We start from the raw sequence: 15,017 nt of genomic DNA, 5'->3' as shown, positions 1-15,017 counted from the left end.
CTGAGCCAAACCTCTCTCAAGGGTGGCGAGAATCACGCCCCGCCACCCGCTCAGATGTCATCATCCGGACGACTCCGGGTCAACAGAAAGACACCGGTTCGTCACACTGCGCTCACTCCGGGGCGTCGAAACACTTTCCCGAGGGAGCGCGCGGCGCGCGCGGCGTCGGATCCGCCGCGGACGGTACGGATCTGACGGAAAAAGCCCGCTCATGTGAGCGGGCCCTTTCGGGGGCACTCGGTGCCCCGGCGTCACGGGACGGGCGTCAGCCGCCCGAGGTGTCCAGCTCCGCGTCGACGCCCACGCCGGAGCAGTCGTACGGGTCCTTGAGCCAGCCGTCCGGCAGCGCCACCCGGTTGTTGCCCGAGGTGCGGCCCCGGGGCCCGTCCGCCCCCTCCGGCCAGGGCTGGTCGAGGTCGAGCTCCTGGAGCTGACCGCCGAGCTCCTCCAGCGAGGAGGTGACCGCGAGCTTCCTGCGCATGTCCGAACCGACCGCGAAGCCCTTGAGGTACCAGGCGACGTGCTTGCGGAAGTCGATCACGCCCCGGCTCTCGTCGCCGATCCACTCCCCCAGCAGCGTCGCGTGGCGCAGCATCACCTCGGCGACCTGCCGCAGCCGGGGCGCCCGCCGCTCCCCGGTGCCCTCGAAGGCGCTGACCAGGTCGCCGAAGAGCCAGGGGCGCCCCAGGCAGCCGCGGCCGACGACGACACCGTCGCAGCCGGTCTCCCGCATCATCCGCAGGGCGTCGTCGGCGCTCCAGATGTCGCCGTTGCCGAGGACGGGGATCTCGGGGACGTGCTCCTTGAGGCGCGCGATGGCGTCCCAGTCGGCCGTGCCGCCGTAATGCTGGGCGGTGGTCCTGCCGTGCAGGGCGACGGCCGTGACGCCCTCCTCGACGGCGATGCGGCCCGCGTCGAGGTACGTGGTGTGGTCGTCGTCGATGCCCTTGCGCATCTTGATGGTGACCGGGAGCTCGCCCGCCTCCGCCACGGCCTCCCGGAGGATCGCGCGCAGCAGCGGCCTCTTGTACGGCAGCGCGGATCCGCCGCCCTTGCGGGTGACCTTGGGGACGGGGCAGCCGAAGTTCAGGTCGATGTGGTCGGCCAGGCCCTCGTCGACGATCATGCGGACCGCCTTGCCGACGGTGACCGGGTCCACTCCGTACAGCTGGATGGAGCGGGGGGTCTCGCTCGCGTCGAAGTGGATGAGCTGCATGGTCTTCTCGTTGCGCTCGACCAGCGCCCGCGTGGTGATCATCTCGCTGACGAACAGCCCCTTGCCGCCGGAGAACTCGCGGCACAGGGTGCGGAAGGGCGCGTTGGTGATGCCGGCCATCGGGGCGAGCACGACCGGCGGCTGCACGGTGTGCGGGCCGATCCGGAGCAGCGGGAGGGCGGGGGCGAGCGTGGTCATGGCCCCATTGTCCCGCACCCGCGCGCCGGCGCGGAGCCCGCCCGTCCGGGGCCCCCGACGGAAGGCGGGACGACCCGTCCCACGCCCGCCCGGGCCCCCGGCAGGAGACGGGACGGCACCTCCGTACGGGCGACGGGCCCGGATCACGCGAGGTGGTCCGGGCCCGTGCCGTGCGGGTGGTGCGCGAGGTCAGCTCTCGGCGGCCGCGCCCTTCGCGGCGGCGCGCTCGCGCATCCTGCGCACCAGCTCCTGCTTCTTGTCCTCGGCGGCCTTGCGGTCGCCGGTGCGCGCGGATCCGGCGCCCTGCTGGTCGGCGCGGGACAGCTTCTTGCGCTGTCCGCCCACACCGAGGAGGTTGTTGCGGCTCTTGGCCACGGGGGTCTCCCGTCCGTCGTGAGGAGGTGAGGATGACGTGTCGTGTATCGATCCGGTGGGCGACGGGCGGCACGGCCCGTCGCGCGCTCACTCGTAGATCTGGAAGAACGAGGACATGGCGGAAAGGTATCCCGGCAGCTGCGCGGCCTCACCCGGTTATTTCCGGCCGCGGCCCGATGCCGGCTCAGGCGCCGGGGCCGGCCGCGGCCCGGTGCCGGCTCAGGCGCCCGGGTCGGCCGTGGCCCGGTGGGCCTCGGCGAGGTGCTCCTCGGCCTTCAGCCAGGGCAGGAACTGCGCCCCCTTGCGCCACCCGCAGGTCGCGCAGGTCAGCTGCCGCTGCACACCCGACCTCCGTACGTGGACGACGTGTTCACGACCGTGCCGGTCGCGCCTGCTGACCTTGCTCGTGGTGATGGACGGCATCCTGGGCCTCCCTGGGGACGGGTGCGCCCAGTGTGCACGAGGCCCCCGGCTCCGCGGGGCGGAACCGGGGGCCTCGTACGGACGGCGGGGTGCGGTCAGCAGCCCAGCAGACGGGAGCCGAGGTAGCTCTGGATCTGGTCCAGGGAGACGCGCTCCTGCTTCATCGTGTCGCGCTCGCGCACGGTGACCGCGTTGTCGTCGAGGGTGTCGAAGTCGACGGTGACGCAGAACGGCGTGCCGATCTCGTCCTGGCGGCGGTAGCGGCGGCCGATGGCGCCCGCGTCGTCGAACTCGATGTTCCAGTTCTGCCGCAGGTCGGCGGCGAGGCCCTTGGCCTTCGGCGACAGCTGCGGGTTGCGGGACAGCGGGAGGACGGCGACCTTGACCGGCGCGAGGCGGGGGTCGAGGCGCATGACTGCGCGCTTCTCCATGACGCCCTTGGCGTTGGGCGCCTCGTCCTCGCTGTAGGCGTCGAGGAGGAAGGCCAGCATCGAGCGGCCGACACCGGCCGCGGGCTCGATGACGTACGGCGTGTAGCGCTCGCCCTTCTCCTGGTCGTAGTAGAAGAGGTCCGTGCCGGACGCCTCGGAGTGCGCCTTGAGGTCGTAGTCCGTGCGGTTGGCGACGCCCTCCAGCTCGCCCCACTCGCTGCCGCCGAAGCGGAAGCGGTACTCGATGTCAGCGGTGCGCTTGGAGTAGTGGGAGAGCTTCTCCGCGGGGTGCTCGAACCACCGCATGTTCTCCTCGCGCAGGCCCAGGCCGGTGTACCAGTTCCAGCGCTGCTCCATCCAGTACTCCTGCCACTGCTCGTCCTCGCCCGGCTTGACGAAGAACTCCATCTCCATCTGCTCGAACTCGCGCGTGCGGAAGATGAAGTTGCCCGGAGTGATCTCGTTCCGGAAGGACTTGCCCATCTGGGCGATGCCGAACGGGGGCTTCTTGCGGGAGGTCTGCTGCACCTGGCCGAAGTTGGTGAAGATGCCCTGCGCGGTCTCGGGACGCAGGTAGGCGACCGAGCCGGTGTCCTGGGTCGGGCCGAGGTGGGTGGACAGGAGCCCGGAGAACGCCTTGGGCTCGGTGAAGGTGCCCTTGTTGCCGCAGTTGGGGCAGTTGAGGTCGGCCAGGCCGTTGACGGGCGGCTTGCCGTGCTTCTCCTCGTACGCCTCCTCCAGGTGGTCGGCGCGGTAGCGCTTGTGACAGGAGGTGCACTCGGTGAGCGGGTCGGAGAAGGTCGCGACGTGGCCGGAGGCCACCCAGACCTCGGGGGCCAGAATGACCGACGAGTCGATACCGACCACGTCCTCGCGCGCGGTGACCATGTATCGCCACCACTGGCGCTTCAGGTTCTCCTTCAGCTCGACGCCCAGCGGCCCGTAGTCCCAGGCGGCCCGCTGGCCGCCGTAGATCTCACTGCAGGGGTAGACGAAGCCACGGCGCTTGCTCAGGCTGACGATGGTGTCGATCTTGTCGGCGGCCACGGTGCTCTCTTCATTACGACGGCGAAATTGGACAAGGGGCGGCGCGGAGCGTCTCGCTGGGGCGTGCGGGCGAGACGGGCGGGCGAATGCCCCAGATTACCGGCGGGCGCACCCCCTGGATCAAATCGGTGGGGCGCATCGCGGTCACCGGGTCCGGATCCGGGCATCTCATCAGCCTTGTTGACAATCGTTTCCAGTTTTGTTGAAAATGACTGTCATGAACGTACGTCGCCTCATACCCACAGCCGCCGTCGCCGGAGCAGTCGCGCTCGGCCTCACCGCGCTCTCCGCCTGCTCCTCCTCCGACGCGGCCGAGGGCGGAGGCGGCGACGGAAAACTGAACGTGGTGGCGTCCTTCTACCCGATGCAGTTCCTCGCCGAGGAGATAGGCGGGTCGCACGTCTCCGTCACCACCCTGACGAAGCCGGGCACCGAGCCGCACGACCTGGAGCTCTCCCCCCGGCAGATCGGCGGTCTCAGCGACGCCGACTACATCCTGTTCCTCAAGGGCGTCCAGCCCGCCGTCGACGACGCCGTCGCGCAGGCCGGGGTGAAGAACACCGTGGACGCGGCCGGGCTCACCACGCTGGAGAGCCACGGCTCCGCCGTCGACGGCCACGACCACGGCCACGACGAGGGCGGGGAGCACGGCCACGACGAGGGCGAGGGCGAGGAGCACGGCCACGAGGGCGAGGAGGAGGCCGGGCTCGACCCGCACATCTGGCTGGACCCGGTGAAGTACGCCGAGGTCGCCGAGGGCGTGGGCGCGTCCCTGGAGAAGGCCGACCCCGACCACGCCGCGGACTACCGCAAGAACACCGACACCCTCGTCGGAGAGCTGAACGCGCTGGACAAGGCGTACGAGACCGGGCTGAAGAACACCTCGACGAAGACGTTCATCACCACGCACTCCGCCTTCGGGTACCTCGCCGAGCGCTACGGCCTCGCCCAGGAGGGCATCGCGGGCATCGACCCCGAGGCGGAGCCGAGCCCGGCCCGTATCGAGGAGATCCACACCGTCGCCGAGAAGAGCAAGGCGACCACCGTGTTCTTCGAGACCCTCGCCAGCGACAAGACCGCCAGGACCCTCGCCAAGGATCTCGGCCTCGAGACCGGTGTGCTGGACCCGCTGGAGGGAATCACCGACAAGTCCGCCGGTGCTGACTACATCGAGGTCATGAAGTCCAACCTGACCGCGCTGCAGAAGGCACTCGGCTCGAAGTGACCCAGGCAGCACACCGACCCGCACCGGAGGCGACCGTGCCCGATCCCCGTACGCCAGAAGCCGTGATCAGCATGCGCGGAGGCACGGCCACGCTCGGCGCCCGCCCCGTGCTGCGGGGGGTCGACCTCACCGTGCACCGCGGTGAGGTCGTGGCCCTGCTCGGCGCCAACGGATCGGGCAAGTCCACCGCCGTACGCTCGGTCATCGGCCAGGTGCCGCTGACCGGCGGGACGGTCGAGCTGTTCGGCACACCGCTGCGCCGCTTCCGCAGCTGGTCCCGCGTCGGCTACGTGCCGCAGCGCACCACCGCGGCGGGCGGTGTCCCCGCCACGATCCGCGAGGTGGTCGCCTCCGGGCGCCTGTCCCGCACGAAGCTCGGGCTGCCGCGCCGGGCGGACCGGGCGGCCGTGGACCGGGCCATCGAGCTCGTCGGCCTCTCCGACCGCACCAAGGACTCGGTGAACGCCCTCTCCGGCGGCCAGCACCAGCGGGTCCTGATCGCCCGCGCGCTCGCCGCCGAGCCCGAGGTGCTGATCATGGACGAGCCGATGGCGGGCGTGGACCTGGTCAGCCAGGAGATCCTCGCCACGACCCTGCGCGAGCAGGTCGCCGGCGGGGCGACGGTGCTGCTCGTCCTCCACGAGCTCGGCGCCCTGGAGCCGCTGATCGACCGGGCGGTCGTCCTGCGCGACGGCTGCGTCGTGCACGACGGGCCGCCCCCCGAGGCCCTGGGCCAGCACGCCCTGCCCGGCCACGACCACGTACACCCCCACGCGGCCTCCGAGCCCGTCCGGACGGGACTGCTGACCTGATCATGCTGGAATTCCTGAATCCCCCCTTCATGCAGCGGGCCCTGATCGCGGCGGTCCTCGTCGGGATCACCGCGCCCGCCATCGGCATCTACCTGGTCCAGCGCCGGCAGGCCCTGATGGGCGACGGCATCGGGCACGTCGCGATGACCGGGGTCGGCCTCGGCTTCCTGCTGTCCACCAACCCGGTGTGGATGGCGACGCTGGTCGCCGTGGCCGGCTCCGTCGTGATGGAGCTGATCCGCTGGTACGGCCGCACCCGCGGCGACATCGCCCTGGCCATGCTGTTCTACGGCGGCATGGCGGGCGGCGTGATGCTGATCAACCTGTCGGACACCGGCTCCAACGCCAACCTGACGTCGTTCCTCTTCGGCTCCCTGTCGACGGTCTCCGAGGAGGACGTCACCGCGATCGTGGTGCTGGCGGCCTTCGTGGTGCTGGTGACCGTGGGCCTGCGGCGGCAGCTGTTCGCCGTCAGCCAGGACGAGGAGTTCGCCCGGGTCACCGGACTGCCGGTACGGGCGCTCAACCTGCTGGTCGCCGTGACGGCGGCGGTCACCGTCACCGTGGCGATGCGGGTCGTCGGGCTGCTGCTGGTCAGCGCGCTGATGGTGGTGCCGGTCGCCGCGGCGCAGCAGATCGCGAAGTCCTTCAAGGTGACGTTCGTGCTGGCGGTCGTCATCGGCACGGCCGTCACCCTGGCCGGCACCGTGACCTCGTACTACCAGGACGTGCCGCCCGGCGCGACGATCGTGCTGCTGGCCATCGCCGCGTTCGTGGTGCTGACGGCGCTCGCCACGCCGCTGGCGCGCAGGCGCGCCCGGGGCGGCGCGGACGAGGCCGACCGGTGCACCCTTGAGGTACCGGCCGCGCGGGCGGCCAAGGACGACGTGCAGGTGTGACCGTGACACCGGGGCGGGCTGGCACAATGGCCCGACACACGCACGGGCGACACGAGGAGGCAGCTGTGGCGACGGCGCCGATCAGTGGCACGAACGCGGCTCCGGTGCGCGGCCGGTCCACCCGGCAGCGGGCGGCGGTCGCGGCGGCGCTCGACGAGGTCGACGAGTTCCGCAGCGCCCAGGACCTGCACGACGTCCTCAAGCACCGGGGCGACTCGGTCGGCCTGACCACGGTCTACCGCACGCTCCAGTCCCTCGCCGACGCCGGGGAGGTCGACGTCCTGCGCACCACGGACGGCGAGGCCGTCTACCGGCGCTGCTCGACGGGTGACCACCACCACCATCTGGTCTGCCGCGTCTGCGGCAAGGCGGTCGAGGTCGAGGGCCCCGCGGTGGAGCAGTGGGCGGAGACCGTCGCGGCACAGCACGGCTATGTGAACGTGGCCCACACCGTGGAGATCTTCGGGACCTGCGCGGACTGCGCACGCGCCGCGGACTGACCGCGAGGGGCCCCGGACGACCGGCCCGGAGGGGCCCAGTCGCCGGGGCCCCTCCGCGCGGTCTCAGCCCTCGGTCTTCCCCTCGTCCTTGGTGATCTCCTCCGCGCCGCCGAACCGCCGGTCGCGCCGGGCGAACTCCAGGCAGGCGTTCCACAGGTCGCGGCGGTCGAAGTCCGGCCACAGGACGTCCTGGAAGACCATCTCGGCGTACGCGCTCTGCCAGATCAGGTAGTTGGACGTGCGCTGCTCCCCGCTGGGGCGCACGAAGAGGTCCACGTCCGGCATGTCCGGGTAGTAGATGTACTTCGCGAACGTCTTCTCGTTGACCTTGGACGGGTCGAGCCTCCCGGCGGCGACGTCCTCGGCGATGCGCTGCGCCGCGTCGGCGATCTCGGCCCGGCCGCCGTAGTTGACGCAGAAGTACAGCGTCATCCGGTCGTTGTCCTTGGTCTGCTCCTGCGCGACCTGGAGCTCCTGGACGACGGACTTCCACAGCTTCGGCATGCGGCCGACCCAGCGGATGCGGATGCCGAGGGCGTCCATCTCGTCCCGGCGGCGGCGGATGACGTCCCGGTTGAAGTTCATGAGGAACTTCACCTCGTCCGGCGAACGCTTCCAGTTCTCCGTGGAGAAGGCGTACAGCGAGAGGTTCTTCACGCCCATCTCGATACAGCCCTTGAGGACGTCCATGACGACGCCCTCACCGACCTTGTGGCCCTCGGTGCGCGGAAGACCCCGCTCCTTGGCCCAGCGGCCGTTCCCGTCCATCACGACGGCCACGTGCTTGGGCACGAGCTCGCCGGGGATCTTCGGCGGGGTGGCGCCGGAGGGGTGCGGCTCGGGGGTCCTGTACTCACGCCGGTTACGGCCGCCGAGCATCCCGCGTACTGCCATGGGCTTCTCTCGTCTCCCTCTGTCACTTCTCTACGTACCGCAGCGAGCGCAGGCCGCGCTCCAGATGCCAGTGCAGATAGGCGGACACGAGTCCGCTCCCCTCCCTGACATGACGCGCCTCGGACGCGTCCGCCGTCTCCCAGTCACCGGTGAGCAGGGCGCTCAGCAGTTCGACGGCCTCCGCCGAGGGTACGACGCTCCCGGGCACCCGGCAGTCGCCGCATATGACGCCGCCCGCCGCCACCGAGAAGAACCGGTTCGGTCCGGGCATACCGCACTTGGCGCAGTCGACGAAGCTGGGGGCGTAGCCGTTGACCGCCAGCGAGCGCAGCAGGAACGCGTCCAGGATCAGGTTCGGCGCGTGTTCGGCGCGTGCGAGGGTGCGCAGCCCGCCGACGAGCAGCAGGTACTGCTGGACCGCGGGCTCGCCCTCGTGGTCGGTGAACCGCTCGGCGGTCTCCAGCATGGCGGTGCCGGCGGTGTAGCGGGCGTAGTCGGCGACGATGCCGCCGCCGTACGGCGCGATCGTCTCGCTCTGGGTGCACAGCGGGAGGCCCCGGCCGACGAGCTCGCTGCCGCGCGCGAAGAACTGCACGTCCACGTGGGAGAAGGGCTCCAGGCGCGCCCCGAACTTCGACTTGGTGCGGCGCACCCCGCGCGCCACGGCGCGCACCCGCCCGTGGCCGCGGGTCAGGATCGTGATGATCCGGTCGGCCTCGCCCAGCTTCTGCGTACGCAGCACGACGCCGTCGTCCCGGAACAAGCTCATGCGCCCATTGTCGCCCACCGGGCGGGACGCCCGTCGCCGTGGCCCGGGGCGCCGGCGGGCGGGCCCTCAGGAGGGCGTGCGGGCCGCTTCGAGGAGCTTGGCCGTGTCGGAGGCGCAGAGCTGGAGCGCACCGCCCACCGTGGTCAGTACCTCGCGCTCCGCCTGGCTGTACGGGCCGTCGGCGAGGGCGATCCGGGCGCCGCGCAGCAGGACCGCCTCCCGGCCGGGCACGGCCAGGTGCGGGGCGAGCGGCTTCAGCACCTCGTGCAGCTCGATGGCGAGGGCGGCGCCGCAGGCCTCGGCCGCCGGGTCGGTGCCGTCCCCGTGGCCGGCGTCGGCGGCGAGCACCTCGACGATGGTGAAGAGCTGCTCCTGGGAGCAGTCGTCGAGGCCCGCGTCGCGGACGACGGCGGCGGCGGTCTCCAGGACCGTGCGGGACGTGGTCCCGCCTGCGGCGAGCACCGCAAGCGTGACCGTGTGCACGGCCTCCCGCAGCATGGCGGAGAAGCGGGTGGTGGTGGGGTGGTCGAGGGTGTCCGGCTCGAAGTGCGTGCCGCAGGCGGCGCATTCCACGACGGGGCCGGCGCTGCCCCGGGCCAGCAGCGGCAGTCCGAGGACCGTGAGGCGGTGGCGGCCGGTGAGGCGCCGGTAGTTGCGGTCGCCTCCGCAGCAGGGGCAGAAGAACTCCCCGTCGCCGACGGTGTCCCAGACGGTGCGGATGCCGTAGATGCGCAGTCCTACGGCGCGTTGTCCTTTGGCTGTCCGCACGTCGCACACCTCCGTGACTCCCCCGTGCACCTGCCGGGCACGGGAGGTAACCACGCGGCCACATTGCCGCGTTGGACGTGATGTTAGCCACATGCGCGACGCGGCGTCAGCATCCCGGACGTCACAACCCCCGGATATGGCCGAACCCCGTCCACCCGTGACGGGTGGACGGGGTCCTCGGGCCGTACGTTCGCCCCGGTACCGGACGTTTGTCCGTGATGCCGGGCCGAAGGCGTCAGCGGGTGGCGCGGTTGACCGCGGAGACGACCGCCTTGAGCGAGGCGCGGGTGGTGTTGGCGTCGATGCCGATGCCCCACAGCACCTTGTCGCCGATCACGCACTCGATGTAGGAGGCGGCCTGGGCGCTCGCCCCCTCGCTCATCGTGTGCTCGGTGTAGTCGAGCAGCCGGGCGTCGATGCCGACGGCCTGCAGCGCCTCGAAGAACGCGGAGATCGGTCCGTTGCCCGTGCCCGTCAGGACCGTGTCCGAGCCGTCGACGGTGGCCTCGACGGTGATGGTGTCCCGGCCGTCGCTGCCGGTGGTGGTCTGGCCGGAGCGGATCTGGACGCGGCCCCAGGCGTTCTCGGGGCTCGGCAGGTACTCGTCCCGGAAGGTCGACCAGATCTGGGTGGGGGTGACCTCGCCGCCCTCGGCGTCGGTCTTGGCCTGGATGATCCGGGAGAACTCGATCTGCATCCGGCGCGGCAGGTCCAGCTTGTGGTCGTTCTTCAGGACGTACGCGATCCCGCCCTTGCCGGACTGCGAGTTGACCCGGATGACGGCCTCGTAGGAACGGCCGACGTCCTTCGGGTCGATCGGCAGGTAGGGCACCGCCCACTCGATGTCGTCGACGGTCACGCCCCGGGCGGCCGCGTCGGCCTCCATGGCGTCGAAGCCCTTCTTGATGGCGTCCTGGTGGGAGCCGGAGAAGGCGGTGTAGACCAGGTCGCCCGCGTAGGGGTGGCGCGGGTGGACCTCCATCTGGTTGCAGTACTCGCTGGTGCGGCGGATCTCGTCGATCTGCGAGAAGTCGATCTGCGGGTCGACGCCCTGCGAGAAGAGGTTCATGCCCAGGGTGACCAGGTCGACGTTGCCGGTCCGCTCGCCCTGGCCGAACAGGCAGCCCTCGATGCGGTCGGCCCCCGCCATGATCGCCAGCTCGGCGGCGGCGACGGCCGTGCCCCGGTCGTTGTGCGGGTGGACGGACAGGCAGACGTGCGCGCGGCGGGTCAGGTTGCGGGACATCCACTCGAACCGGTCCGCGTGCGTGGAGGGCGTCGAACGCTCCACGGTGGCGGGCAGGTTGAGGATGATCTCGCGTCCCTCCTCGGGCTGCCAGACGTCGCAGACGGCCTCGCAGACCTCCAGGGCGAAGTCCAGCTCGGTGTCGGTGAAGATCTCCGGGCTGTACTGGTATCCGAAGATCGTCTCGTCGCCCAGGATCTTGTCGGCGTACTCCATGACCAGCCGGGTGCCGTCCACGGCGATCTGCTTGACCTCCTCCTTGGAGCCGCGGAAGACCACGCGGCGGAAGGTGGGGGCGGTGGCGTTGTACAGGTGGACGGTGGCCCGGTGGGCTCCGCGCAGCGATTCGACGGTGCGCTCGATCAGTTCCTCACGGGCCTGCGTCAGGACGGAGATCGTCACGTCCTCGGGGATCGCGCCCTCTTCGATGATCGAGCGCACGAACGCGAAGTCGGTCTCGCCGGAGGAGGGGAAGCCGACCTCGATCTCCTTGTAGCCCATGCGGACGAGCAGGTCGAACATCTCGCGCTTGCGGGCCGGCGACATCGGGTCGATCAGGGCCTGGTTGCCGTCGCGCAGGTCGGTGGACAGCCAGCGGGGCGCCTCGGTGATGCGGCGGTCGGGCCAGGTGCGGTCGGCGATGTCGACGGCCTCGTAGCCGCGGTACTTGTGGACCGGCATCCCGGACGGCTTCTGCAGCTGCTTCGCACGGGTCACCGGGGTGGGTCCGCCGACGGGGGCGGGGGCATCGGTGTGCGCGGGGGGATTCACTGCGGTCATGGCGTACGGCTCCTCTGAGGTCCAGCAGGGGCGGCCGACTGTGTCACTGCACCAGCGAACTCCGCGGGGAGGGAGCCGGCCTACGACTACAGGCCCTCGCCGCGGCAGCTAAGAAGGAGCAGCCCGAAACGCATGATGCGGTCACACTAACCGAGGGGCGCCCGGAACGTCGGTCCGTATCAGTATGCGGGATCGGGGTCCTGTAAAGACCGAACGGTGATACATCACTCCATTTCATCAATCGCGATCGCAACCAGTGACAGAGCGGTGACGGAGTGCCACAGTCATTTGCATGCAGCCTCGACCGAACAACGCGATCCAGCCCGTCTTCTGCACCATCGTGCCGCCCCACGTCCTCGACCGGCTGTCCCGCGCCGACGACCCGCTCCTGGCCGGTCCCGCACGGCGCACCCTGGAGGCGGACGGTGCCCGGCGCCACCACCGGCAGGCGACCGCGCTCGCCCGGACCCCCCAGGCCGCCCGCACCTCCGCGCCGGTCCCCACCAAGCCCCACCGCACCCTGTACGACTGCCGCAACGGCACGGACCTGCCGGGCGTGAAGGTCCGCGACGAGGGCGACGACCCCACCCAGGACGCCAGCGTCAACCGGGCGTACGCGGGGCTCGGCGCCACCTTCGACCTGCTGATCACGGAGTACGGCCGCAGCTCGATCGACGGCAAGGGCCTTCCCCTCATCGGCTCCGTGCACTACGACGAGAAGTACAACAACGCCTTCTTCGACGGCGAGCAGATGGTCTTCGGGGACGGCGACGGGGAGATCTTCCTCGACTTCACCGTGGCGATCGACGTGATCGCCCACGAGCTGGCGCACGGGCTCACCCAGTACACCGCCAACCTCGCCTACCAGGGCCAGTCGGGCGCGCTCAACGAGTCGGTCTCGGACGTCTTCGGCTCCCTGGTCAAGCAGTACTCGCTCGGGCAGAGCGCGGACCAGGGCGACTGGCTGATCGGTACGGGGCTGCTCGCCCCCCGGGTCAGCGGCGTCGCCCTGCGCTCGATGAAGGCCCCGGGCACGGCGTACGACGACGACGTGCTCGGCAAGGACCCGCAGCCCGCCTCGATGGACGACTACGTCCACACCGGCCAGGACAACGGCGGGGTCCACATCAACTCCGGCATCCCCAACCGCGCCTTCTACCTGCTGGCCACGGCGCTGGGCGGCAACGCCTGGGAGCGGGCCGGCCGGATCTGGTTCGACGTGCTGACCGGCGGCGAGCTGGCCCAGGACGCGGACTTCGCCGACTTCGCCAAGCTCACCGTCACGGCGGCGCGGCACCGGTTCGGCGAGGGCGACGAGGTGGAGGCCGTGCTGAAGGCGTGGTCGGAGGTGGGCGTGCCGACCAGGTGACCGGGTAGATGGGAGCACAGCCGTCCGTACGGGGTCAGGCAGGAGCCAGACGCATGCGCATTCAGGTGAGCCGGACCGGCGGATTCGCCGGTATCGCACGCCACGGCGAGATCGACACCTCGGGACGGCCCGACGCCCCGGAGTGGGAGGCGCTGGCCGAGGCGGTGCTCAGCGCCGGGCACGGCGGCCCGCCCGCGGGGGTGCCGGACGGCTTCCGCTATCGCATCACGGTGGGCGAGCGGACGGTCGACTGCGCGGACCCGCGGCTGACCGACGCGCAGCGGGCCCTGATCTCCCGGGTCCTGAAGGAGGGCGCGTAGCCCCCGGTCCCGGCGGAGCGTGCCGGCCGGGTCCCTTCCGCGTGATGTGCGGGAGGGTCCCGGCCGGGCCCGGGTCAGAATCCGAGCTTGCGCAGCTGCTTGGGGTCGCGCTGCCAGTCCTTGGCGACCTTCACGTGCAGGTCGAGGTAGACCGGGGTGCCGAGCAGCGCCTCGATGTGCTTGCGGGACTTCGTGCCGACGTCCTTGAGCCGCTTGCCCTTGGGGCCGATGATGATGCCCTTCTGGCTGGGCCGCTCGATGTAGACGTTCGCGTGGATGTCCAGGAGCGGCTTGTCGGCGGGCCGGTCCTGGCGGGGCAGCATCTCCTCGACGACGACCGCGATGGAGTGCGGCAGCTCGTCCCGGACGCCTTCCAGCGCGGCCTCGCGGATGAGCTCCGCGACCATGACCATCTCGGGCTCGTCGGTGAGGTCGCCCTCCGGGTAGAGCGGCGGGCTCTCGGGCAGGAGCGGCGCGATCAGGTCGGCGAGCAGGGCCACCTGGCCGGCCCCCCGTCCGTCGTCCGCCCGCTGCGCGGGGGTGCGTCCCGCCTCCTGCTCCTCCTTGACCGCCGAGACCGGGACGATCTCGGCCCACTCGAAGCCGAGCTCGTCGGCCAGCGCGGAGACGGCGAGCAGTTGCTCGGCGAGCACCTTGGACTCGACCAGGTCGGTCTTGGTGATGATGGCGATCTTCGGGGTCTTCTTGATCCCGGCGAGTTCCTTGACGATGAACTTGTCGCCGGGGCCGAGCTTCTGGTCGGCGGGCAGGCAGAAACCGATGACGTCGACCTCGGCCCAGGTGGTCCGCACGACGTCGTTCAGCCGCTCCCCGAGCAGGGTGCGCGGCTTGTGGAGACCGGGTGTGTCGACCAGGATCAGCTGGGCGTCGTCACGGTGGACGATGCCCCGCACCGTGTGCCGGGTGGTCTGGGGGCGGTTGGAGGTGATCGCCACCTTCTGACCGACCAGAGCGTTCGTGAGGGTGGACTTGCCCGCGTTGGGGCGGCCCACGAAGCAGGCGAAGCCGGCCCGGTGGGGGGCGGTGTTCTCAGCCTGCTGCGCAGCAGCTTCTGTGTTCGGTCGAGCGCTCATGGCGCCCATTCTCCCCGATCCGCGCGGCGCCGGTGCACAGCAGGGCTGCACCGCCCCGGATCAGCCCGCGGTCACCGTCGACCGGAGGGTGCCGTCGGGCCCCGCGAGCAGCACGGGCGTGTCCGGTCCGCCCAGGTCACGGACGGCCGCGCGGTCGGCGTCGGAGGCGGTCGCGGCCTCGGAGACGACGGCCGCCGCCTCCAGGGACGTGGCGCCGCCGGCCACCGCCATGGCGACGGCGGTCTGGAGGGCGCTGAGCTTGAGCGACTCCAGGGCCACGGTGCCGGCGGCGTACGTGCGCCCGGTCTCGTCCCGCACCGCCGCGCCCTCGGGCACGGTGTTGCGGGCGCGGACGCTGCGGGCCAGCGTGACGATCTTGCGGTCCTCGGGTCCGAGGTCGGTGCTGTCGGTCATGGGCCGAGCATACGAAGTGGGCGGGCACCCGCCCCGCGACGGGGTCGGTTCATCCGCGGAGGCGGGGGCGTCCGTGCCGGCGGGGCCGCCCCGGGGGCGGGGTGCGTCCGTACCGGCAGGCCGGGTGCCCCGCGAGGTGCCCCGTGTCGCCGCCGGGCCGGGCCCCCGCGGGCCCCCAGGCCCCGCGGCCGCCCGGGGGGCTGCCGTCGTCTCATGTCATTACAACACTTCACTCCC

At 71.2% G+C, this 15,017-nt stretch carries 16 protein-coding genes; 6 read left to right on the top strand and 10 right to left on the bottom strand.

The genetic code is table 11. The annotated features are described in order from the left end of the window. Positions 1–265: 265 nt before the first annotated feature. The 4 genes from dusB to ABZ172_RS00065 form a co-directional block, all read right to left on the bottom strand. Positions 266–1,414, bottom strand: coding sequence for a tRNA dihydrouridine synthase DusB (gene dusB / locus ABZ172_RS00080; RefSeq protein ID WP_356878429.1), 1,149 nt, complete (start codon positions 1,412–1,414; stop codon positions 266–268). Positions 1,415–1,603: 189 nt separating this feature from the next. Further along, on the bottom strand, positions 1,604–1,789 hold the full coding sequence (locus tag ABZ172_RS00075) for a DUF6243 family protein (RefSeq protein WP_356878427.1): 186 nt from the start codon (positions 1,787–1,789) through the stop codon (positions 1,604–1,606). A gap of 219 nt (positions 1,790–2,008) precedes the next feature. Next, a complete protein-coding gene (locus ABZ172_RS00070; protein WP_356878425.1) occupies positions 2,009–2,212 on the bottom strand; it encodes a hypothetical protein in 204 nt (67 codons plus the stop codon). A 95-nt stretch (positions 2,213–2,307) separates the two neighbouring features. Beyond that, the gene (locus ABZ172_RS00065) at positions 2,308–3,690 is read right to left on the bottom strand and encodes a glycine--tRNA ligase (protein WP_356878423.1); all 1,383 of its coding nucleotides are present in this window, start codon (positions 3,688–3,690) and stop codon (positions 2,308–2,310) included. 217 nt (positions 3,691–3,907) lie between these two features. On the opposite strand from ABZ172_RS00065, the gene ABZ172_RS00060 reads away from it, so the two are divergent. The 4 genes from ABZ172_RS00060 to ABZ172_RS00045 all read left to right on the top strand — a co-directional run bounded on the left by ABZ172_RS00060 (position 3,908) and on the right by ABZ172_RS00045 (position 7,126). Beyond that, positions 3,908–4,915, top strand: coding sequence for a metal ABC transporter substrate-binding protein (locus ABZ172_RS00060; protein WP_356878421.1), 1,008 nt, complete (start codon positions 3,908–3,910; stop codon positions 4,913–4,915). 71 nt (positions 4,916–4,986) lie between these two features. After that, positions 4,987–5,727 carry a metal ABC transporter ATP-binding protein gene (locus ABZ172_RS00055; RefSeq protein ID WP_356878876.1) on the top strand — a complete coding sequence of 247 codons (741 nt, stop codon included), beginning with the start codon at positions 4,987–4,989 and terminating at the stop codon, positions 5,725–5,727. Further along, positions 5,727–6,626, top strand: a complete 900-nt coding sequence (locus ABZ172_RS00050) for a metal ABC transporter permease (RefSeq protein WP_356878874.1) — start codon at positions 5,727–5,729, stop codon at positions 6,624–6,626. Before ABZ172_RS00055 ends, ABZ172_RS00050 begins: the two co-directional genes overlap by 1 nt. A 65-nt stretch (positions 6,627–6,691) precedes the next feature. Continuing rightward, positions 6,692–7,126: a transcriptional repressor gene (locus ABZ172_RS00045; RefSeq protein ID WP_356878419.1), complete on the top strand. Its 435-nt coding sequence runs from the start codon at positions 6,692–6,694 to the stop codon at positions 7,124–7,126. 63 nt (positions 7,127–7,189) lie between these two features. Here ABZ172_RS00045 and ABZ172_RS00040 read toward each other — a convergent pair whose 3' ends face one another. The 4 genes from ABZ172_RS00040 to leuA form a co-directional block, all read right to left on the bottom strand. Next, positions 7,190–8,020: an isoprenyl transferase gene (locus tag ABZ172_RS00040; protein ID WP_356878417.1), complete on the bottom strand. Its 831-nt coding sequence runs from the start codon at positions 8,018–8,020 to the stop codon at positions 7,190–7,192. A 22-nt stretch (positions 8,021–8,042) separates the two neighbouring features. After that, positions 8,043–8,789: a DNA repair protein RecO gene (recO, locus tag ABZ172_RS00035; RefSeq protein WP_356878415.1), complete on the bottom strand. Its 747-nt coding sequence runs from the start codon at positions 8,787–8,789 to the stop codon at positions 8,043–8,045. A 66-nt stretch (positions 8,790–8,855) separates the two neighbouring features. Beyond that, complete coding sequence (locus ABZ172_RS00030) at positions 8,856–9,557, bottom strand: TerB family tellurite resistance protein (protein WP_356878413.1); 702 nt, start codon at positions 9,555–9,557, stop codon at positions 8,856–8,858. A 235-nt stretch (positions 9,558–9,792) separates the two neighbouring features. Continuing rightward, positions 9,793–11,583, bottom strand: coding sequence for a 2-isopropylmalate synthase (leuA, locus tag ABZ172_RS00025; protein WP_356878412.1), 1,791 nt, complete (start codon positions 11,581–11,583; stop codon positions 9,793–9,795). Positions 11,584–11,875: 292 nt separating this feature from the next. On the opposite strand from leuA, the gene ABZ172_RS00020 reads away from it, so the two are divergent. Both ABZ172_RS00020 and ABZ172_RS00015 read left to right on the top strand, forming a co-directional pair. Beyond that, complete coding sequence (locus ABZ172_RS00020) at positions 11,876–12,952, top strand: M4 family metallopeptidase (protein WP_356878410.1); 1,077 nt, start codon at positions 11,876–11,878, stop codon at positions 12,950–12,952. Between the two features lie 53 nt (positions 12,953–13,005). Continuing rightward, positions 13,006–13,272 carry a protealysin inhibitor emfourin gene (locus ABZ172_RS00015; RefSeq protein ID WP_356878408.1) on the top strand — a complete coding sequence of 89 codons (267 nt, stop codon included), beginning with the start codon at positions 13,006–13,008 and terminating at the stop codon, positions 13,270–13,272. A 74-nt stretch (positions 13,273–13,346) separates the two neighbouring features. Here ABZ172_RS00015 and ABZ172_RS00010 read toward each other — a convergent pair whose 3' ends face one another. Both ABZ172_RS00010 and ABZ172_RS00005 read right to left on the bottom strand, forming a co-directional pair. Beyond that, a complete protein-coding gene (locus ABZ172_RS00010) occupies positions 13,347–14,375 on the bottom strand; it encodes a GTPase Era (RefSeq protein WP_356878406.1) in 1,029 nt (342 codons plus the stop codon). 51 nt (positions 14,376–14,426) lie between these two features. Continuing rightward, positions 14,427–14,780, bottom strand: coding sequence for a cytidine deaminase (locus ABZ172_RS00005; RefSeq protein WP_356878403.1), 354 nt, complete (start codon positions 14,778–14,780; stop codon positions 14,427–14,429). Between the last annotated feature and the right edge of the window lie 237 nt (positions 14,781–15,017).

Origin of the sequence: Streptomyces sp. NPDC006296 (assembly GCF_040613235.1) — a bacterium.
Taxonomy (GTDB): Bacteria; Actinomycetota; Actinomycetes; order Streptomycetales; family Streptomycetaceae; genus Streptomyces.
The sequence above is the reverse complement of the archived record's forward strand: the minus strand, read 5'-3'. Positions and strand labels throughout refer to the sequence as shown.